This window comes from Streptomyces sp. NBC_00237 (assembly GCF_026342435.1).
Taxonomy (GTDB): domain Bacteria; phylum Actinomycetota; class Actinomycetes; order Streptomycetales; family Streptomycetaceae; genus Streptomyces.
The window spans coordinates 1-18512 of record NZ_JAPEMT010000010.1 but is presented as its reverse complement, the minus strand read 5'-3'; the positions used below and the strand labels follow the sequence as shown (position 1 = coordinate 18512).

Below are 18512 nucleotides of genomic sequence, written 5' to 3'. Positions count from 1 at the left end.
TTCCATGTAGAGACCCGGCAGCACGAAATTTTGGGAATGGACTTGGGGGAGGGTATTTCCCGGCGGGCGCTGCTCCTCGGAATGCTGCTCTTTGTGGTGTGGACGGGCGGGTGTCTGACACTTTTCGGGATGCCGAGTCTTGGCCTGCTGGGTGTCTATACGCTGCCCCCGATTTTCATCACGGTTGTGGGCACGCACCCCAGCAGCCGGTATGACCGCCGGTGGATGATCGCGGAATGGGTGATCGCTGCCCGCTATCAGGTGTGGGGGCACCGGCCGGTGATCTGCGGCGGCCGGGCCACTGCCCACCGCTCCGAATGGATCACCCGGCGGGCCCGGTGGGGACACCGCGCCGAACGCCTCGCGCGCACCCCGCTCGCCGACCGGCTGCTCGGACCCGAGGACGACACGGACGCCCTGCCCGCCTGCGCCCCGCCCGTCCTCCTCGATGCGCGGTGCCGCCTGTACGGACCTGACCACCTGTACCGGGCCGCCGCGCGCCGGACGAAGACGAAGGAGCGCCCGGCGTGACGATCATCGAGCGGCTTGCCTCCCTGGTGGGCGTCTCCGGCGACCGGGCGGCCCCGCCGCCCCGGTACGCCGGTCTCGCTGACGGTCTGGTCCTCACCGATGACTCCTGCTGGGCCTGGTACCAGGTCCAGACGACGAACTCCGACCTGATGGCGGAGGAGGAGCAGGACGCGGACACCGACCGCGCGGCCGCCGCCCTGGTCTCCACCCTCGCGGGCGCGGACGTCCACCTGCGCGTGCTGTGGTCCCCGATGGTCGCGCAGGACTACGAGGCGGAGGCCCATGACCTCTACTGCGTAGGCGCCTGGCAGGAGTGGACCGCCCACCGGGTGGAGCGCCTGGACCAGATCGCGCTGCCGGTGCGTCACGTACTGATGGGCGTACGTCTCGGCAGGCGTAGCACCGCTACGTCGCAGCGGGCCGCCGAACTGGCCGGGGTCGCCTCCGGCGGGGTCGGCGCGCGGGAGCTGGCCGACTGGCACGCGCAGGCCCGCCGTCTGGGCCGACGGCTGGAGGCGTCGCCCTGGCGGTGCCGTACCGCCCCGGTGGATCTCCTGGCGTGGATGATCGCCCGGGAGCAGCACCGTGCCGCGCTGCCGCCGACCTCCAGCCGGAACGTGATCACCGGAGCCTCACTCGCCGCCCTCACCCGGGGGCGCGCCCTCCCGTACCCCGATCACCTGCGGCTGGTCGGCACCGACGGGACAACGGCCGCCTGGGTGTCGGTCCTGACCGTCACCGACTACCCCGAGCGCATGCGCGTGCCGGGGCCGGGTGAGTGGCTGCGTGCCCTCTCCGAGATCGTCTATGCCCGGGACGACGGTGCTGTTGAGGACCCCGCGCAGCTGCTGGCCCCGGTCTCTCCGGAGGCGTCGGTGCGGCTGCGGGTGCTCCCGAGGCGGGAGGCCAAGGACCAGGCGGATGCCGTCCGCCGCCGCGCGAAGGAGCAGCGCAGAAGCGCCTCCGAGGGGGGGTCCGCAGAAGACCCGGGTCTCGCCGTCGAGGAGACGGAGACCACGATGGAGAACCTCGTGCGCGACCTGGAGCGCGACGAGTCCTCTCTCGTCGAGGAATATGCCCGGATCGTGGTCACCAGTACGGAGGGGCTGGAGGACCTGCGCGCCCGTACCGACGCCGTCATCACCTACTACGGGGCGGTCGGCCTGGACCTGCGGGTCGCGGACGAGGAGCAACGGGAGCTGTGGCTGGAGACGTGGGCGGGCGACCGCCTGCGGGTCCCGGACCTGGGCCATAAGCGGGACACCGTGGCCATGGCCGGGACTTGGTGGTGGGGCGGTGCGGCGGTCGGTGACGACATGGGCCCTGTCATCGGCTATCTGACCGGCTCCACCCCGGGCCTGGTGCGTCACTCCCTGATCGCCGGAGCCGACCGGGGCGACGCCACGACGACCGCCTACCTGGGGCGATCCGGCAGGGGCAAGACCACGGCGATGATGGGCGGCCTCCTGGACGCCACCCTGAGCGGAGCGTGGGCGCTGGCCCTGGATTTCAAGGGGGATCTTGGGGGTCTGGTAGCGGCGTCGGCCCGCTACGGGGTGCCCGCGCGGCTGCTGGAGACGGACCGGGCGATGCCCGGCGCGGTGGATCTGATGCAGCTGCTCGCCGCCTCCGGCCGCGACGAGGCCCGCTCCGAAGTGCCAGCCCAGCTCAGCATCATCATGCCGCCGCACCTCCGCCAGGAAGGGGCGGAGACCTGCGTGCAACAGGCCGTCAACGCGGTCATGGACGCAGGGGACTTGGGGACGTGGCACGTCATCGACTGGCTGCGGAAGTCGACGGACAGTCTGGCCCGCCGCACCGGGGAAGCCCTGTATGAACTGGCGCAGACCCCCTTGGGGGCGCCGGTCATGGGACGTCCCCCCAGTGAAGGGGAGACGCTGCCGCTCTCGGCTGCGCCGGGTCAGTGGGTCGTGCAGATGCCGGGGCTCAGCCTGCCGTCGCCGGATGACGACCGCTCCGGCTGGACCAGCAGCCAACGCCTGTCGGTCGGCCTCATGCACAGCATGCTCGCCTATGGGGTGATCACCACCGGCCGCCGCGACCTGCGCGGCATGCCCAAAGTCGTGGGCATCCCCGAAGTGCACGTGCTGACCAGCACCCCCGAAGGTCGGCATTTTTTGCAATGGATCGCCCGTGTGGGCCGCGCCCTTGGAACGCACCTCGCACTCGACTCCCAGGATGCGGAGACCCTCGCGGCCATGCCCGGCGTGGTGGAACAGTTGTCCACGGTCTTTGGATTCCAGCTGACCAGCGCACCGCAGGCCAATGCGCTCGCCGAGCTGCTCGGACTGCCGCCGGGGCAGCGCAGCCGCGATCTGATCCGCTCCCTGAGCGTGGAGCCCGACGGGGGCATCCGGCGCGGGTACTGCATCATGCGCGACTGGCGTTCCAGGGCGGCCACCATGCAGTGGGACCTCCCCACCATGGAGGTCCTGGAGCTGCTCGACACCTCCCCGAAGGCGGCGGCGAAGCTCTACGCGCAGGCCGCCGCGACCGTTCCGGAGGGCGCCCGGTGACCCGCCCCCGCCGACTTGCCGCCGTCGTCCTGGTGCTCGCGCTCACCGGCTGCACCCCTGCCCTGACCAGCACCGATGACGCCGCAACCCGTCACGAGAACCCCACCGCGGCCGCCGAGAACACGGCCGCGCGCTACCTCGCTGCGGCACTCGCCGGAGACTGGACGACCGCGTGTGCGCTCACCTCAGCGCCCCGCCTGGCGGACTGCCACACCCGGCACCTGACCCCCACCGCCACCCCGCGCGCCGACCCGGAGCCCACACCCTCCCGGGTGCCGCTCCTCATCTACGCGGACGGCCGCACCGTGTACTCCTCACCCCGCCCCACCCCCACCCGCCCCGACACCCGCCCCCGCACCGGACCCGTGCGCCCGGACCCCGGCCGCCCCACCGTTCCGGTACCCGGCACCTCCCGGCACGCCTCCGGATGGGCCGTCCTGCTCACCCATACCTCGCAGTGGCCCGGCCGCCCGCAGCGCACCGTGCGCACCGCGCTGCGCCTGGTGCCCGAGGTCGGCCAGTGGCGCGTCGACCAGCGGGCCGACGTGTCCGACACGGATCTCACCGTCCCCTTCCCGGCCGCTGCCGCCCTGGCAGGAGGGCCGCGATGACGCGCCGTCGACTGGTGACGCTGCTCGCCGCCGCAATCACCGTGGTCATCGCGGGCACCGCATGCGCGGACACCATCGACCCCGTGGGCATCGGCGACCTCTGGCCGTCGACCGACACCCCGGGCGCCGGGCGCGGCACGATGCTGGAGACCTACTCGCCCAGTGACTGGGTCTGGAGTCTGGACACCGACTACGGCAGTACCGACGTGTTCGACCCGCTCTTTCACGTCATCCCGGATCTGCTGATGGTGCTGCTGGTCGTCGTGGTCGGCGCGGGCGTCGGCATGGTCACCTGGGCATTCGGACTGGTGGAGCTGCCGGGGGTGCAAGAGCCGCTCACGGCCGCGATCGGCGGCACCGGTGAGGCAGTGATGATCGGCCTGTTCCCGGCCGCACTTGCTATCGCCGCTTTCACCGCCCTCGTGCAGAACCGGGGGTACCGCGATTTCGCGTGGGTGATCCTTTCGGCGGTGGTGGCCATGACGCTCTGGCAGACACCACAGATGTGGGTGGATGCCGTCGACGGCGGCCGGACCATGGGCGCGGAGCTGGCACTGTCGGCCACCGGGGCCGGACTCGGCGGCGGCAAGGGCATCGAAGCCCAGCCGTTCAAGATGGCGCACTCACCGGCCTACCCCGGGCCCGCCCGCGAGGACATGATCCGCACCGCGACGGACGCGACCTGGAGGACCTACGCGGCGACCCCGTGGTGCTTGGCGGAGTTCGGCTCGATGGAGGCGTGCCGCCGTTTCGCGCGGCCTGTCCTGGACGCGGGCTCCGACAAGGAGAAGCGTAAGGAGTACCTCCAGGAGGAGGTCACGGCGGAAACCGTGGGAGAGGAGTCCGCCGCGTGGCGCGAAGGACACCGCCCGTTCCGGCGCGCCTCGATCCTGCTGCCCGCCGTCCTGGTCGCGATCGCGTTCGTCGGGCTGCTCCTGACCCTGTTGTTCGCCAGCCTGCGCGCCCTGTTCACGGCCCTGTTCCTCCTGGTGGTCGGAGCAGTGATCGCGGCGCTGTGGTGCATCCCCGGACGCCCCCGGCAATGGGGCGTCGCGTGGGCTGACAAGCTGGTCGGGACGATCCTTCAGTCGGCCCTGGCCACGCTGGTATTCGGCTGCACCATGATCATTCAGGTTGTGATCAGCAGCCGCATGGGGGAGCTGGGCTGGGCCCCCTCCGCCTGTCTGTCCCTCGTGGCGGCCGTCAGCGCGTACACCTACCGGGGCATGCTGCAATCCATCATCGGCGGCGGAGGAGGGACCGGCGGCCTGCCCGGCGGAGCCGGAGCCATGCTCGGGATGATGCTGACCCGGCAGGCCAGCCGTGCCGGAGCCGCACTCTCCCGGCCTCGCCCCACCCCCCAGACCAGCAGCACCGGAAACGGAAGCGGAAGCGGGGGAGGTGGAGGTGGGGCGCCGGGGCGCCCGCCGACCCGTCCCACCCCCGCGCCCCCCGGGCCTCGGCCCACCGGCGGCACCGGACCCTCCACCGTTCCGGCCTCTCGCACCCCGTCACCGCGCAGCACCACAGGGGCAGGGGCGGGGGCACCGTCAGCGGGCGGCACCGGCTCCGCACCGCGCAGTGGCGGAGCAGCCCTACCGGGGAGCGCGGCCCCCTACCCGGCCCCGGCCCCAGCCCCTGCCCGCACCGCCCGCAGCGGGCCCCGCGCACTGGACCCGGCCGGGCCGACACCCGCAGGAGGAGCGGCCATCTCGCCGCCCGAGCTGGTACCCGTGCCCCCGGTCAGCCTCAGGCGGCCGGGCCGGACCGCACGGCCCAGAACGCAGCCTCCGCCCCCGCTGCCATCCGGCCGCCGACGGCCCCAGGGCCAGCAACTGGCACTCCCCATCCCGCCGGTACGCCAGCCCCCACCACCGCGACCGCGTGCCCGCCGTATGCCCCCGCCCGCGTAGACCGAGGAAGCCCGATGCCGCAGCAGCCCCCGCCGGACCGCCCACCCGAGAACTGGCGGGAGCTGCTGGACTCCCTTCCCGCCGACGACGCCCCCACACCGCGCCGACGAGAGCGCCGCAGGGACCGAAGGGACCGGGGCGCCTCACTGGTTCACGGCATCACCGCCCGGACGGCCGCCGCCCGGCGCGAGCCCGTGACCCCCCTCGGCCTCCTCCTGGTCGTGCTCCTCCTCTTGGCCGTCGGCCTGGTCGCCCGTCACGTCCTCTCCCCGGACCCCTCCGCCGACCATGACGCCGCACACCCCACCGCCCCCTCCAGCGCTCCACCCGCCCCCGCACCACCGCCCGCCCCCGCCCCGCCCGCCCGCCAGGCACCCGAGGACGTGGCGGAGGCGTGGGCCCGCGCCTACTGGACCCGTGACCCGGTACCCGACCGCGACCACACCGCCGCCGTCCGGCGCGCCGCCCCGTGGGCCACCACCGCCCTGACCAGGAACCTGCGCCAGCACCAAGACCCGGCATGGGGGCGGCTGGTGAGCCGGGGCGGGATCAGCGCCGTCACCCACGTCCGTGTCAGCCCCGCCGGGAGCGACCTGCCGCCGGACGTCCCCGACATGCGGGTCTGGCGCACCGTCGCCACCGTGACCGACGTCGACGCCTACGCCCGCTACACCGAGACCCACACCGTCCAGGCGGAGATCATCCAGACTGCCGCCGGGTGGCGGGTGTCGCGGCTGCTGGGCCTGTGACCGAGGGCCGCGACGCTGCCCGCGTCGCCGTTCGCGCCGCGCTCCTCCCGGCAAAAGCGAAGATCGCCGCAGCGGTTGCCGTCCCCTCCGTGCTCCTCTTCCTCGCCGCTGTCGCGCTCCCCCTCGCGGGCGGAGCCGTCCACGAGCTACAGGACAAGGCACGCGGCGCGGAGTGCGCCCCGCCCGGACTTCCCGAGCTGGACGCCGACGCCGACGCACCCCCGGAATTCGCCCTGACGGCACAGACCGACAACGCGAAGATCATCGACTCTGTCGCGAAGGGGCGCGGACTCTCCGGCCAGGCAACGCTGATCGGCCTTATGACGGGCCTTCAGGAGAGCGGTCTGCGCAACGTCCCCCACGGCCATGCCGATTCGGTCGGCCTCTTCCAGCAGCGCCCTTCCCAGGGGTGGGGGACACGGGCCGAACTCCTCAACCCCCGCCGCTCCAGCCGACTCTTCTACGGCAGCAACCCCGGCCGACCGCCGGGCCTCACAGACATTCCCGGATGGGAGACCATGCCGCCCGGGGACGCGGCACAAGCCGTGCAGCACTCCGCCCACCCGGAGCTCTACGCCGGGCAGCGCCTCACCGCCACCCAGATCGCCCACCAGGCCGGAATCGATCTCGGCCGCGCCGGTACCGGCGCGGCCCGGCCCGACGACGATCAGGGCTCCGCCGCCCCCTTCACTGACGAGTGCGGCCGGGACTCCGGAGCCCCGGGAGCACCGTTCCACGACGCGGCCGCCGGATGGCCAGACGACGTGCGCAACCCGCGCTCCACCGCCGACGCCATCGCCTGGGCCCGCCAGGAAGCCGCCAGCGGGAGAGGCGTCTGGTACCGGCGCTGCCTGGCGTTCGTTGCGATCGTCCACGGCTGGCACGTCAGCGGCGTCCCGTACGCCATCGACCACTACCGCAAAATGCCCGCCGCGATGCGCCACGACAAGAGCCGCGACGTGCCGCCCGGGGCCCTCATGTACTGGGACACGGGCTCCAGGGCGGGCCACGTCGCCGTCTACCTCGGCGACGGCCAGCTAGCCAGCAACGACATCGTCAGGCCCGGATACATCGACGTCGTCCCGGCCGCATCCATCGAAAAGCGCTGGGGAGCCCGCTATCTCGGGTGGGCCCCGCCACACTTCCCGGAAGGATCATGATGCGCACCAAGAGGAAGAAAACGCAGCCGACCACGACAGAGAGCACACGGCCCGCTCACGTGATCACCCTGACCCGCACAGGAGGTGACCTCGACGGCACCCCCCTGACCGGAGCCGACACCGACGCACGCCGCCATGCCGCGCTCGCCCTCCTGCACACCCGCGCCGCAGCGGAGGGCCGCACCCTCACCATCACCGCATACGACCCAGACGCCACCTGGCACATGACCATGACCCCCGGCGGAGCGGTGACCACCCTGCCCGCCCCCAGCCCGGCACCCGTCACAGCCCCGCCCGCCGACGCGGCCCCCGACGACTGGCACGCCCCCCTCGACGGCGCGCACCGGGAGGCTGGCCAGCGGCTCACCGCCGCCGCCCGCGCGGGCGACCACGCCACCGCAGCCGCCCTTGCCCAGAGGCTCTACCAGGACCTCACGACCGCCCGGGGCCCCGCCCACCCCCACGCGGTACAGATGCTCACCTGCTGGTCGTGGCACGCCCTCCATCAGGCCGCCGCCGACCCGGTGGAGGCAACCGATCTCCTGATCCGTACCGCACGCCTGCGGCATGCCGCAGGCGCTCCGCCCGAGGACACACAACGCGCCGCGCTCAACGCCTATGTCGTGTGGCGCACCCTGCTGCTCCCGGCCGACCCGGAAACGGCCCGCGAGGACGCCAGCCGCCTAGTCGACGTCCTCGAATCGCTGGGGCACGACGACCGGGCGCGCAGCGTCCTGGAACTCGCCTCTCAGTGAGCTACCGGCCGTACTGCGTGCGGCACGCGGCGACCGTGGCCGGGTCCGTGACGCCCTGAGCCCAGGAACAGACAATGCCCGGATCGTAAGTCGTACGACGCCGACTCGGAGATGCGGGCGCTGCTGGCTTTGACCGGCGGGCCTGACGTCGCGGCGCCGCTTTCCGAGGAACACGGGCCCGATCCTGCGAGGCCCGGGGCAGGGAGGCGGCCCGTCGACGCGGAGCTGGGTCCTGGCCCTCATTGCGCACCGGTACCGGCCGGACGGTACCAACGCGGCCTGCGGGAGGCGGAGTTACTCGCGGGGGAGTCCCCGCGGGCTCCAACGTGGAGACGGCGGAGGGCTCCACCGGATCCGGCCACGCCGGGACCGCACGGACGAGCTGCGGCCTTTCGACCGTGAGGGGGGCCCGGGGCGACGCAGGAGGAACCGCTACGCACCCCACTGCGCCGACGCAGAGCAGGGGCAGGGCAGCGACGGCCAGGAAGGCAGGAAGGTATCGGGAATGCATGTGATCACGGTGCCGTGCCCCGAGCGCCTGAGAGGGGCTGGCGCGACCTATGTCCCACGGACGAATGCACGCATGCCCCGGGGTTGCCACGTACTCGCCGATGGCACCCCGGAGCATGCACGGAGCCCTACACGTCCGGAAAGTGCTTGGTCGCCGTCTTCATGTGCCGTCCCATCGTGTCGACCATCTTCCGCGTGGCCTCCGGGTCGGCCTGCGCGGCGGCAGCGTGAGCGGCAGCCATGCCGTCCACGGCCTGAGCGAATCGCCGGACCGTGACGACGTACTCCCTGAAAGCCTTCACAGGATCGGAGTCCCGGGCCGGGGCTGGAGCGGGCGGCTCCTCCTGGGGCTGTGCGAGCTTCCGGGCGTGATCCAGCAGTGCGTCCCGGTCCACCTCGCGGGGGAGCTGGAGGACGATTCCCTTGATCACCTTGCCGCTGACCGTGTCGGTCCCCTGCACCTCTGCCACGGCCCGGTACACGGCGGCAGCGGTCTCCTGATCGAACGTCTCCCGGACCGGCCCAAGCGCCTCTGCTGCGCGCTGCGAGATGATCATGGGAGGGGGAGCGTCCGCAGCCTCCGACGTGACGGCGGGCGCTTCCGGGGTACTGCCCACAGTCGTGTCCCGCATGCGGGACACTTCGTTCGATTCAAGTTCGAATGTTGTTTGACCTGCGAGAATGGCAGCGATGCCCGCCCCCGCGATCTGCCGGTACGCATTGGACGTCGACATCTTCGCTTCGGCCGCCAGGAACTCGGCGGCAGTGTCGTACTCCGCACGCCACAGCTTCCCCCGCAGCGCGATATCCACCGAGAGAGCAGCCACGTGCCAGGCATCCCGGAACTGCCGGAGGCCGCGCTTACACGTCTCCCACCGCTCCGCTTCGACCTCGCTGAGGGGGCCAGTCAGGTCCTCCGGAGCATCCACCGCCTCCGGGAGATCGGCGAGCGTCATCATGGCCTCAGCGCGCCCCTGCGCGATCTCCTGCCCCTCCCCCTTCCCTCCCTGCGTCTCCTCCGGTGAGCTGACCTGTTCCTGCCTCCGGCGCTTGCGCGCCGCGCGCAGTTCGGCCGCAGTGGGCTGCTTGCTGCTCACTTGCCCACCCACCCGCGCGATTCGAGTTCGTGCACCAGGTCCTCGAAGTCAGAACCCTTGGCGTGAACCGCCACCCCCTCGCCGGTGTTGGCGTACATCTGCACGGCGGGAATCACCGTATTCAGGACGTCCCAACCCTCTTCGCCGTCGTCGGTCTCCTCGGTCAGCGTCTGCCGGATGCTGTCCCGCATCTTGGTGGCGCTAGGGGTGTTCCGGCACAGGAGCACCGGGTGCGGCGGAGGAGTCTTGTCCGGCCGCTTCGCGCTCGCCTGCTTGATGAAGAAGTCCATGGGGAGTTCATCCATCCGCTCGACGTCGGAGTTCGTCGTAGCGCAGGCGACTAGCACCAGATCGGCCACGCGCAGCACGCTGCGGCCGATGCCCTGGTGGTTTTCGAGGTGCCCGCAGTCCACGACACCGATGCTCCCGGCGGGCAACTTCGGCGGGGCCTCCTCGTGGAAGCGGCCGTTCGCGATGCGGTGCACGGTGAGGCCGGGCCGCTCCTCCGCGTCCGGGCGGGCCTGCGCCCACCGGTAGAGCTGCTCGGACTCGTCGGCGTCGAAGCCGGTCACGTCGTACCCAAGCTCATGCAGCGCGTGCATCAGCCACCATGCAATCGTCGTTTTGCCCGTTGACCTGGGGCTGAGAATCGCAATCCACATGCCCCGCAGACTATCGGCCGTCAACCCAGCAATCCCCACTAGGCACCGAAACTGACATGTGATCACTGACTCTGTGCTCACCATGGGCTGCTGCCGTACCGCAGGTTCGACCACATACGCAGAGGGCCCGTGCCGGTCGGCACGGGCCCTTTCTCTGCGGCGAAGGCCGTGTGCAGCCGCGCCGTCCGGAGGGTGATCCATTTGCCCTAATCGAACGCATGTCTGATTCTGGGGGGATGTCGGATCGGCGGGACTCCCGGGGACGGCGGGGCCGGGGCGGCGGGGCCGGGACACCGTCGGGTCCGGTGCTGCTGCCTGCGGTGGAGGTGGAGCTCCCGGGCGGCACGGGGGTGGTGCGGGGGCGGCTGATCCGGTGGCGGCAGACTGATCAGGGCCGGTGGGTGGCCCGGGTGGGTGTGGAGGTCTGGGGCAGTACGGCCCGTACCGGCCGCGACGATGTCGAGGTGCAGGTCCTGGAGATGGACGCTCCGAGCGGCCGTCTGCGCCGTGTCCGGGGGGCGGTGTATGACGGGGTTCCGGTGCTGCGGTCTGTACGCCACCCCGAGCGCACCCCGCCTCCCGCTCCGGTCCGGGAGGCGGAATCCTCCGGGGGCGCTGGGGGCGGCGGTGAGGGCGCGGTGTCTGCGGGTGGGGAGGCGGGTGGTGGGTGGGTGGTGGAGGTGGTGCCGCTCGGTCGGGGGCTGCGGGTGCATGAGCCGGGGTGCTGGGCGATCCACGGGCGGACCGGGGGTGTCCTGGATGCGGAGGAGGCGGTGAAGCTGCTGCGGCTGGACCCGGAGGCCGAGGCGTGCGACGTGTGCGCGGGGGGCCTGGCGGACGGCGGCGGAGAGGCCCCGGCTGGTGGGGCGGACTCGTCAGGGTGACGGTGAGGGGCGGCCCGTACCGGCGGGCGGGCGGGGGGCGTTGGGCGGTCATGAGACGAATGATCATCGGTGTAGTGGCAGCAGCGGCTGTGCTGGCTCCCCTGTCGGCGGATGCGGCTGATTGCCTGGGGACTGACGGGCCGGAGCCGATTTCCCTGCTGGTGGAGAACTCGCAAGGGGCGCAAGCGAATGCGCTGGTGAATGTGCGGCGGGAGAAGGGAGGGTTCCGGCTCAAGGGAGCGCTGATTGTGGTCAACAAGGGGTGTGCTCGTCTGGAGTCGGTGACGTCCGGGATGACCGGGGGGACGAGCGAGATCCGAAGGGTGTGCAGGGACTCGCACGGGGGCGAGAGGCGCGTGTCCTTCTCGCGGTGGACGAAGCGCCCCAAGGTCCGGGTGGTCATCGAAGACCGCTGGCTCCCTGACAAGAGCAGCGAATCGAAGTATCTCCACGGCTCCATGGCCTGCCCCGCCCCGTAGGGCCCTGGATGAGCACGGCCGCCGTACGACGACGTCCCCACTGCCTCGGAGGCGGTGGGGACGTCCGTCATGCCGGGGCCTTAGCGGGCGAGCGTGACCCGTACCGGGGGGTTGGAACAGGTGGCGCCGGTCTGTGCGAGCGCGTGCGCCTCGTCGGCGTCGACGGAGAGCCCCCAGCGGAGTTTCACCGCGACCCAGTGGCGAAAGTATTCGCAATGCGTGCTCTCGGCCGGGGGCATCCAGTGGGCCGGGTCTTTGTCGCCCTTGGCTCGGTTGGTGGTCGCGGAGACGGCGATCAGGGCGCGGGGGTCGTCGAGGTCGTTGGCGTACGCCTGCCGCTCGGCGGCCGTCCAGGCCGAGGCTCCGGAGTCGAATGCCTCGGCGAGCGGGACCAGGTGGTCAACGTCGAGTTTCCGCGCGTCACCGATGTAGGCATTGTCGTAACTGGAGTACCACTCACCCCCGGTGAGCTGGCACTTTGCGCCCATCTGCGGCGGGAGGAACGCCTCCTGGAGGAGGACTTCCGCGCGGGTGTTGCAGCCGTTCTTGTCGGCGTCGATCCAGTGGCGGAAGGCGCTCCGGGTGTACCCGGTGCGGTCCTCGGCCGCGACGGGGAGGGCCTTCAGGAGGTCCTGCACCGGCATGGTCAGGATGTCGCCGGGTGCCCCGTGCGGGTTCGCCGCCTGCGCGGCGGGTTCGGCGGCGGCGTGCGCGCCGGGGGTCAGGAGTGCTGCCAGTACGGCCGTCGTCGCGGCCAGGGTGCCCATCGTGTGTACGCGCATCGCGTCCCTTTCGGAGATCACCGTGTGGTGATCTCCGTAACGGCGGCAGAGCGCCAAGTGGGCAGCTTATGAAGGGAGTTCACCCGCACGGGGAATCCTTATGATGATCGGCCGGCGGCGGCGCATGATTTCGGGTGGAGGCCGGGCGGGCGCGCGTGCGGGCCGCCGCCGACGTGGGTTCGTCGGCGGCGGCCCGGGTCTGTCCGGTCAGTCGGCGAAGCACTCGGGGCAGGTGTGGGCGGTTTCTTCGGGGTGCGTGTCGCAGAGCCGCCCCCAGGTGGTGTCGTCGTCCTGGTGCTGCTTCGCCGCTTCGTTGGCGACGTCGACGGCGCAGTCGTCTGCGTAGGTGCAGCCCTCGGCGTTGAACACCCCGAAGGTGTCGCGGCCGCCGGACTGCTGGCAGGCGGCGATCGGGTCTCCGGCGGCCCCGGGGGCGGTGTGCGTGCCGTGGACGCACACCAGGCCGGGCGTCGGCTGCGGCCTTTCGGCGGGCCGCTCGATGACCTCCAGGCTCGCGGTGTACACCGAGACGATGCCGCGCCCGTCGCTCAGGATGGTGTTGCGGTCGTCGCCCCACGGCTGGCGGTCGACGCGCACCTGTGTGACGGCCGGGCGGGTTCCCGCGATCACCGCCCGGACGAGCGTGCCGGGCTGGATGTCCTCGCGCTGGGCAGGGTTCTCGATCTTCTCGGCGGGCGCCCGGTAGGTGTTGGAGAGGGGGGAGTACTCCCAGTCGCCGAGTGCCCGCCACCCGTTGGCGCAGAGCATGGCGTTACCCGCGTGCGACGCCTCCCGGTTGTGGGCGGCCGTGATCCTTTCGAACGGGTCGGAGTCGACGAGCGGGGCCGTCAGCGTCAACCAGTCCTCGCGCTTGTCGTCGTCGTACGGGTCCGGCCACACGCCGTGGCGCAGTTCCGCGATGACGCGCTGCTCGGGTGCGCGGGACGCTCCGACGCCGATGGAGAGCGAACGGTCGATCGCCGCGATCCACGCGTCACACTCCGCGTCGGCGCGGTCCGCTGCGCCACCTTGCGCAGCGGCCTTGACCGCGTCGGCCGCCGCCTCCTTCGTGGGGAAGAACCCGAGGTTCCCGTCACGCCGCTGCGCCGTCGGCGACCAGGCGGTGAACGCGCCGCGTGTGAGGTTCGCGGCCGTCTCGTCGCCGATGACGCCCGCGTGCTGGCGGTCGCGCCACACGATGATCTGCGCCGGGTTGTGCTCGTCGGCCAGGACCACGAACTCACCGGGCGCGGCGTCGGCCACGGCCTGGGGCAGCGGCTCGCCGTCGGCGGGGGGCGTGGCGGGCGGCGTCGGCCCGGCGGCCGGGGTAGGCGGCTGCGGAGCGTTCGTCAGAAGCAGGTGGATGCGGAGGCCCTTGCGGTCGGTGTACGTCGCGCCCGTGGGTCCGGCGAACAGCTCGGGGATCTCGTTGCGGCCGTATGCCTCCCGCAGGCGGCTGATCTCCGCCTCGCCCTGCGCCCGGCTCAGGTAGGTGGTCTCGCCGTTCTCGGTGCGCCGGTAGACCATGCTGCTCTCGGCGTCGGCCTCGGCGAGCTTGACGGCGCAGCGCCCGCAGAGGGCGCCGTCGTGGAGGTCCTGGGCCTTCTCTGCGGTCACGTATGCGTCGTGCGAGGTGGTGTGGCTGCGGGGCGAGACGTTCTTGCGGCAGAGCGCCACGGGTCGGCCGGTCTCGTTGATGCGGAACGCGTGGAAGGCCGTTCCGCTGTGGGTGGTCGACCAGATGCGGCCGTCGCCGAACGCGCCGTCCAGGCCCTGGCCCACGACCCCACCATCCCCACCCGATCCCGGGTCACAGCAGAGATGATCGACCGCGCCGCCACCGCCCTTGAGGAAGGGTCCTCCCTCAAGGATGCCGCCGCGCTCATCGCCGTCTCGGTCACCACCCTGCGCAACTGGGCAGCCCGCCATGCCCGGCTCGCCGCCGCCATGCCCCCGCAAGGCACACGTACCGGCACAGGACGGCCCAGTACTCGCACCCCCAGCGCGGACGACCGGCTCAAATCCCTCTGGGCCAACCCGGCCTACACACTGCGCGACATTGCGAAGGCCCTGCATGTCACCCCGGCCACTGCCCGCGTATGGGCCCGCAAGCTCGGACTGCCCTCACGGGACGGCACCGCCTACCGCAGGCAATACCAACGCGACCAACACCCCGGCGCCCCCGGGAAACGCCCCCGCTAGCACGGACCGGGGCATGGTGAAGGAAAGCGGCCGACACCCATTCCGCCCGGGGGCGGGTGGCATAGGGTGTCGGCCTTCCAAGACACACCACCCAAAGGTGATGCCCCGCACAGTGTGCCACGCATCCCCGCAAGTGCGGCAAGTGCACTACAGTTTTTAGGATGCGGGCACGGCTTCGAAGTCCCGCCCGAGTCCTGGGAGTTGCACATACATGATCCGTGCCGGGCGCGAAGAGCACGTCCTCACCTCCGCCGACCTGGCGCAGCGCGAGGGGCTGGCGCTGGGCACGTGGAAGAACCGCAAGGCCGTGAGCGCGCCGGGGAGACCGGCCCCGGTCAGCAGCAAGGGCGCCCGCACCCTGCTGTGGGACGGCGATCAGCAGGACGCATGGGCCGCCGGGCGCCCCGTCCCGCCGCTCCCGGCCAAGGACGATCCGGGAGACTGGCTCGACCGCCAGGAGGCGGCGGCCAGCCTCACCCCGCCGGTCGACCCACGCGCCTGGGATTCGTACGCCCGTGAGAGCGACGATCTGCGCGCGGCGTGCCGGGAGATCGGGGGAGTGGACCACTGGCCCCGGGGCGTGATCCAGGCGTGGGAGCAGACGCGGCCCGGGGACCAGGGCAAGCGCGAGCGCGGAGGCCGCCCGCGCGGCACCGGTGATCTGCTGCCCCGCGAGGAGATCCGCCCGCGCGCGGCCGAACTCCTCACTGCCGACCCGGCCGTGACCGCCCACGCCGTGGCCGACGCGATCGGGGTGCACCCGGGCACCGCCACGATGGCGCTCGCCGCACTGCGTGCCGACGCCGTTGCCGTCCTCCTCGATGCCGACCCGCAGACCACCGCCGCCGATGTCGTGGCGCAGCTCGGCTACCGGACCCGTACCGCCCGTTCCGCACTGAGGGCCGCGCAGGCCCGCCGGTAGGCCCCGCAGCTCCGCACGGTTGGGCACAGCCCCGGACGGGGGCGCAGCTCGGGCCTGGGGGCGCAGCTCGGCGCGCTGCGGGTTGCACGGCCGACGGCATCCATTAGGCCCCGCGGAGCGGGAGAGGGCCCGGCAAGCCGGGCCCTGGGGGCCGCCGTGCGCAAGCGCACGGCGTAGGGGCCCGGCTCGCTTGCGCGAGCCGGGGGTGACCGCGCAAGCGCGATCATCCCTTCCGCCGCCGTGCGGCGGAAGGGCGCAGCGCTGCGCGCTGCCGGGCCGCCGTGCGGCGGCGGGCCCGTTCGTCGTGCGCGCCGTTTCGGTCCCGCAGGGGGGCGCTGCGCGCCGTCGAAGGGTCGAGGGGGACTGCTGCGCAGTCCCCGGCGCAGCCGCTGGAGGGCGGGCGCGGCGGGCCGGGGTGATTCACCCGTTTGAGCAGCTGTTCTCCCACACCGAGTGACGCAAGTGCAATACAGTTTTCTATGTCGGACCGAGTGGCATCGGACCGCAACCAAGACACACCCCACCACCCACAGGAGACATCCATGATCATTTACATGCTCGACACCAACGGCATCGTTCTGCCCGTGGAAGCCGGGGAGATCGCTCTCCCCATCAGGCACTCCGCCGAGCAGGCCAACTACCCCCTCCACCCCCTCCGCACCATCGGCGACATCGTCATCCACGGCATCACCGACCCCGCCGAGCGCCTCCCCCACAACATCCTCGGAACCGTCCTGGTGGGCACGAACGGCCCCGCCACGGTGTACGGCTCCCTCCTTCTGACCGGACTGCCCACCACCGGCGGACGCCACCACGTCCTCACCGAGACCACCGCGCTCACCGCACTCGACCTGATCGACACCGCCCGCGACGCACTCCGCCGCAGCCTCCTGTACCCCCAGCACCGCCGCAGCTGACCCGCCCCACCGGGTGCGCCCCCACCGGGGCGCACCCGCTCCCAGACCTCACAAGGAGGACACCGATGCAGGCACCCACCTTTCCGTTCCCGCCGGAGAACACCCGCGTGACGCTCTGCTGGGAGGAGACCAAGACCACCGCCGTACGCCGGTGGAAGGTCACCGCCTCGTGGCGCGGTCACCGCTACTTCGTGGCACTGCACAAGGGCACGTGGACGATCACCCGCGAGCGCCCGCCCACGGGCAAGACGCCGACCCAGTGGCCCAAGGGCGACCAGGTCCGCCGACCCGACCGCCGACCGATCCAGAGCCGCGCCGAGGCCGAGGCCCTGATGATCGCCAGGGTCCACGACCGGCGCGCCCACGAAGACCACGTCCGCGCGATCATCCAGGCCGCCGCCGACCGCCCCGCCCCGAAATGGACCCCGGCCCGCACCACCAAGCCGCGCACCGTCCCGCGCACGGACCGCACCCCCGCCGACATCCTCGCCGCATGGGGCCCCCTGGTGACCCACCACCAGACCGACTAGCACCCCCCACCCCCACCGGGGCACGCCCCACTCCGGGCGTGCCCCCCTCCAGCGCGGCCACTCATCGCGCGCCCACAGACCACATAAAAAGGGCGGGAAAATGATCCTCATCATCTGCGGAGCATGCGGCGGACACCGCGCGAAGTTCGGAATTCTGGCGGACGGAAAATTCCAGTGCGCCGAGTGCCGCGAACTGCTCGACCCCCGGGACATTGACGTGGACGGCGAACACATCTGGGCCGTCGGCCCTGACGGAACTCTCGGTTACGTCACCGACCCGGTGATCTCCATCGAAGAAATGGACGAGGCGCTCGACGATTACATGAGCGCCCCGCACGACAGTTACGGTGAGCTGGAATCGCTGCGGCGAATGCGGGACGCCGCATCACAGCTCCACGACGCGTACCGGGCGGGAATTCCGTTCCCTCACGCCCGCATTCCGGAGGACCGGAACACAGCGGGCCGGGTGAGCAGGCCCGCCCCGTCGATGCCGGTCTACTGCCCCTCCTGCGGCGGCGCGGGCGCGCTGCACGCCGCCCCCGACGGCACGTTCGTGTGCTCGGCGTGTGACTGGTACACGGACACCGACGCCATCCCCCATCTGCTGCGTGGAGACGACTGGGCCGTCTACGCCACGGGAGAGCTGGGACAGATCGAATCGCAGGAGCTGGGACTGGAAGTTCCCCAGGAATCGCGCCTCTGCTGCCCCAAATGCAGGACCGGGGAAGCCACCCTGACATGCCGTCAATGGTGCTACTGCACCGAATGTGGGTGGGGAGGAATGGAATACGAGGCCCTCTATTTCGGCGACTACGAGGAGTAGCAGGCCAGCAGTGATGCATCATCTGTGAATGGGCCGTCTACCCTTCTCTCGAAGGGCAGACGGCCCATTCCGGTGGGGACACAGCATCCCAGATGCTACACAGTGCATCACTATGATGCATCGCCGGGATGCACGCTCGGGAAGAAGAGAGAGCCGCTCGGGTGGAGCGCAGCGGAACCCCTCACTACGGGGGACCGGTACCCGGTCGGGCCGACGACCCGTCACCCCGTCGCGGGGGGTGGTGGTTGAGATTCCCAAACCCTACACAGGCCCGCACACGATGCACCTCACTTGCTAACCAGCCTGAGTGACCGCGCTTGCGCGGTCACGGGCAATGCGCGCTTGCGCGCATTGCATTCTGTTCGGAATTCCGTTTACGGAATTCCATTCCGGCGCTTGCGCCGGAATTCGAATTGCGCTTGCGCAATTCGTCGCTCTATGCCCCGGC

Annotated in this window: 18 protein-coding genes; 14 read left to right on the top strand and 4 right to left on the bottom strand. The window is 71.6% G+C overall.

Annotated features, from left to right (window positions below):
- Positions 1-129: 129 nt before the first annotated feature.
- The 7 genes from OG897_RS40655 to OG897_RS40625 are packed head-to-tail and all read left to right on the top strand — an operon-like array spanning position 130 to position 8256.
- The gene (locus tag OG897_RS40655; protein WP_266665525.1) at positions 130-531 is read left to right on the top strand and encodes a hypothetical protein; all 402 of its coding nucleotides are present in this window, start codon (positions 130-132) and stop codon (positions 529-531) included.
- Positions 528-3068 (top strand): ATP-binding protein, encoded by a 2541-nt coding sequence (locus OG897_RS40650; protein ID WP_266665523.1) that lies wholly within the window; start codon positions 528-530, stop codon positions 3066-3068. Before OG897_RS40655 ends, OG897_RS40650 begins: the two co-directional genes overlap by 4 nt.
- Positions 3065-3679 carry a hypothetical protein gene (locus OG897_RS40645; protein WP_266665521.1) on the top strand — a complete coding sequence of 205 codons (615 nt, stop codon included), beginning with the start codon at positions 3065-3067 and terminating at the stop codon, positions 3677-3679. Before OG897_RS40650 ends, OG897_RS40645 begins: the two co-directional genes overlap by 4 nt.
- Positions 3676-5592, top strand: coding sequence for a hypothetical protein (locus OG897_RS40640; protein ID WP_266665519.1), 1917 nt, complete (start codon positions 3676-3678; stop codon positions 5590-5592). The genes OG897_RS40645 and OG897_RS40640 overlap by 4 nt, the downstream gene beginning before the upstream one ends.
- 14 nt (positions 5593-5606) lie before the next feature.
- Positions 5607-6341, top strand: coding sequence for a hypothetical protein (locus tag OG897_RS40635; protein ID WP_266665517.1), 735 nt, complete (start codon positions 5607-5609; stop codon positions 6339-6341).
- Positions 6338-7501 carry a peptidase M23 gene (locus OG897_RS40630; RefSeq protein ID WP_266665515.1) on the top strand — a complete coding sequence of 388 codons (1164 nt, stop codon included), beginning with the start codon at positions 6338-6340 and terminating at the stop codon, positions 7499-7501. Before OG897_RS40635 ends, OG897_RS40630 begins: the two co-directional genes overlap by 4 nt.
- 59 nt (positions 7502-7560) lie before the next feature.
- Positions 7561-8256, top strand: a complete 696-nt coding sequence (locus tag OG897_RS40625) for a hypothetical protein (protein ID WP_266665513.1) — start codon at positions 7561-7563, stop codon at positions 8254-8256.
- 638 nt (positions 8257-8894) lie between these two features.
- On the opposite strand, the gene OG897_RS40620 is transcribed toward OG897_RS40625, so the two are convergent.
- Complete coding sequence (locus tag OG897_RS40620; RefSeq protein WP_266665512.1) at positions 8895-9725, bottom strand: hypothetical protein; 831 nt, start codon at positions 9723-9725, stop codon at positions 8895-8897.
- Positions 9726-9859: 134 nt separating this feature from the next.
- Positions 9860-10465 carry a hypothetical protein gene (locus OG897_RS40615; RefSeq protein ID WP_266665511.1) on the bottom strand — a complete coding sequence of 202 codons (606 nt, stop codon included), beginning with the start codon at positions 10463-10465 and terminating at the stop codon, positions 9860-9862.
- Between the two features lie 296 nt (positions 10466-10761).
- On the opposite strand from OG897_RS40615, the gene OG897_RS40610 reads away from it, so the two are divergent.
- Positions 10762-11409, top strand: coding sequence for a DUF6233 domain-containing protein (locus tag OG897_RS40610; RefSeq protein WP_266665509.1), 648 nt, complete (start codon positions 10762-10764; stop codon positions 11407-11409).
- A gap of 59 nt (positions 11410-11468) precedes the next feature.
- Entirely contained in the window at positions 11469-11888 is a 420-nt protein-coding gene (locus OG897_RS40605; RefSeq protein ID WP_266665508.1) for a hypothetical protein, read from the top strand.
- A gap of 80 nt (positions 11889-11968) precedes the next feature.
- Here the strand turns inward: OG897_RS40605 and OG897_RS40600 are convergent, their stop codons facing one another.
- Complete coding sequence (locus tag OG897_RS40600) at positions 11969-12691, bottom strand: HNH endonuclease family protein (RefSeq protein ID WP_266665507.1); 723 nt, start codon at positions 12689-12691, stop codon at positions 11969-11971.
- 186 nt (positions 12692-12877) lie between these two features.
- Positions 12878-14452, bottom strand: a complete 1575-nt coding sequence (locus OG897_RS40595) for a hypothetical protein (RefSeq protein WP_266665505.1) — start codon at positions 14450-14452, stop codon at positions 12878-12880.
- A gap of 39 nt (positions 14453-14491) precedes the next feature.
- On the opposite strand from OG897_RS40595, the gene OG897_RS40590 reads away from it, so the two are divergent.
- The 5 genes from OG897_RS40590 (at position 14492) to OG897_RS40570 (ending at position 18064) form a co-directional block, all read left to right on the top strand.
- Positions 14492-14872 carry a hypothetical protein gene (locus tag OG897_RS40590; RefSeq protein ID WP_266665503.1) on the top strand — a complete coding sequence of 127 codons (381 nt, stop codon included), beginning with the start codon at positions 14492-14494 and terminating at the stop codon, positions 14870-14872.
- A gap of 211 nt (positions 14873-15083) precedes the next feature.
- Positions 15084-15794 (top strand): hypothetical protein, encoded by a 711-nt coding sequence (locus tag OG897_RS40585; protein ID WP_266665501.1) that lies wholly within the window; start codon positions 15084-15086, stop codon positions 15792-15794.
- Between the two features lie 542 nt (positions 15795-16336).
- Positions 16337-16711: a hypothetical protein gene (locus OG897_RS40580; protein WP_266665499.1), complete on the top strand. Its 375-nt coding sequence runs from the start codon at positions 16337-16339 to the stop codon at positions 16709-16711.
- Positions 16712-16776: 65 nt separating this feature from the next.
- Positions 16777-17241: a hypothetical protein gene (locus OG897_RS40575; protein WP_266665497.1), complete on the top strand. Its 465-nt coding sequence runs from the start codon at positions 16777-16779 to the stop codon at positions 17239-17241.
- A 100-nt stretch (positions 17242-17341) separates the two neighbouring features.
- Positions 17342-18064: a hypothetical protein gene (locus tag OG897_RS40570; protein WP_266665495.1), complete on the top strand. Its 723-nt coding sequence runs from the start codon at positions 17342-17344 to the stop codon at positions 18062-18064.
- Positions 18065-18512 lie beyond the last annotated feature (448 nt).

Bases quoted from the DNA above. Each gene is read 5' to 3' on its own strand.
- OG897_RS40655 (WP_266665525.1), top strand. From the start codon at position 130: ATGCCGAGTCTTGGCCTGCTGGGTGTCTATACGCTGCCCCCGATTTTC.
- OG897_RS40640 (WP_266665519.1), top strand. From the start codon at position 3,676: ATGACGCGCCGTCGACTGGTGACGCTGCTCGCCGCCGCAATCACCGTG.
- OG897_RS40635 (WP_266665517.1), top strand. From the start codon at position 5,607: ATGCCGCAGCAGCCCCCGCCGGACCGCCCACCCGAGAACTGGCGGGAG.
- OG897_RS40620 (WP_266665512.1), bottom strand. From the start codon at position 9,725: ATGATGACGCTCGCCGATCTCCCGGAGGCGGTGGATGCTCCGGAGGAC.
- OG897_RS40615 (WP_266665511.1), bottom strand. From the start codon at position 10,465: ATGCACGCGCTGCATGAGCTTGGGTACGACGTGACCGGCTTCGACGCC.
- OG897_RS40610 (WP_266665509.1), top strand. From the start codon at position 10,762: ATGTCGGATCGGCGGGACTCCCGGGGACGGCGGGGCCGGGGCGGCGGG.
- OG897_RS40605 (WP_266665508.1), top strand. From the start codon at position 11,469: ATGATCATCGGTGTAGTGGCAGCAGCGGCTGTGCTGGCTCCCCTGTCG.
- OG897_RS40590 (WP_266665503.1), top strand. From the start codon at position 14,492: ATGATCGACCGCGCCGCCACCGCCCTTGAGGAAGGGTCCTCCCTCAAG.
- OG897_RS40585 (WP_266665501.1), top strand. From the start codon at position 15,084: ATGATCCGTGCCGGGCGCGAAGAGCACGTCCTCACCTCCGCCGACCTG.
- OG897_RS40580 (WP_266665499.1), top strand. From the start codon at position 16,337: ATGATCATTTACATGCTCGACACCAACGGCATCGTTCTGCCCGTGGAA.
- OG897_RS40575 (WP_266665497.1), top strand. From the start codon at position 16,777: ATGCAGGCACCCACCTTTCCGTTCCCGCCGGAGAACACCCGCGTGACG.
- OG897_RS40570 (WP_266665495.1), top strand. From the start codon at position 17,342: ATGATCCTCATCATCTGCGGAGCATGCGGCGGACACCGCGCGAAGTTC.